We start from the raw sequence: 758 nt of genomic DNA on the forward strand, positions 1-758 counted from the left end.
AATGAATCTTAGTACCAACCGTTTGCTTCCCAGAATGCTTTCGCCGCTTCCCAAGAACCATAACGTGAAGTAACATATTGTTCTGCTACTCTTTCTTGGTTTGCAGCAGAGTAGTCACCATTTAAGTAAGAAGAATCTAATTGGTAACGGCCGATGTAACGTCCGTTCGTTGCTGTGTAAGAACCGCTTGATTCTTTTTGTGCGATCCATTCTTTTGCAGAGCTTGTACTTGCTGGAGTAGCAGCAGTTTCTGTTACAGCAGGAGCAGGTTGTGTTTCAGCAACAGGCGCTGCTTGTGTTTCCGTTTGAACCGTTTCTTGTACAACAGGTTGTTCAGCTTGGACTGGTGCTTCTTGAACGGCTGCTTGAGGTTCAGCAGCTGCTTGTGCAGAGCCTTCTGTTGGGATTGTTAATTGTTGTCCTGAGTAAATCAGGTTAATATCAGAAATTGAATTTGATTCTGCAATGGCATTGATCAAGGAGTTATCACCAACGTATTTTTGAGAAATCGTTGATAGAGTATCACCTGATTGAACGGTATAAGCTTCGTCCGCATGAGCAGTCGTTCCCATGAAGAATGCAGCGCCGGCAGCCAAAGTTGTTCCAAAAAGTAAAGTTTTAAGTGATGTCATGAAAAATCTCCTTTATTCGTTAAAAAGTTTTATTTGTTGTGTTCAACGAGGAATACTTTAACACGTGAAAATATTTCATAGGTAAAAGAAGCATGACAATTTATGACAAATCCACGTTTTTTGTAA

1 protein-coding gene is annotated in these 758 nt (G+C 40.8%); it reads right to left on the minus strand.

Annotation, left to right across the window (positions count from 1 at the left end; all coding sequences use genetic code 11):
- Positions 1-8 precede the first annotated feature (8 nt).
- Positions 9-632 carry a LysM peptidoglycan-binding domain-containing protein gene (locus DIZ30_RS13295; RefSeq protein ID WP_002299583.1) on the minus strand — a complete coding sequence of 208 codons (624 nt, stop codon included), beginning with the start codon at positions 630-632 and terminating at the stop codon, positions 9-11.
- Between the last annotated feature and the right edge of the window lie 126 nt (positions 633-758).

Origin of the sequence: Enterococcus sp. H57 (genome assembly GCF_003112495.1) — a bacterium.
In the GTDB taxonomy this organism is placed as follows: Bacteria; Bacillota; Bacilli; order Lactobacillales; family Enterococcaceae; genus Enterococcus_B; species Enterococcus_B faecium.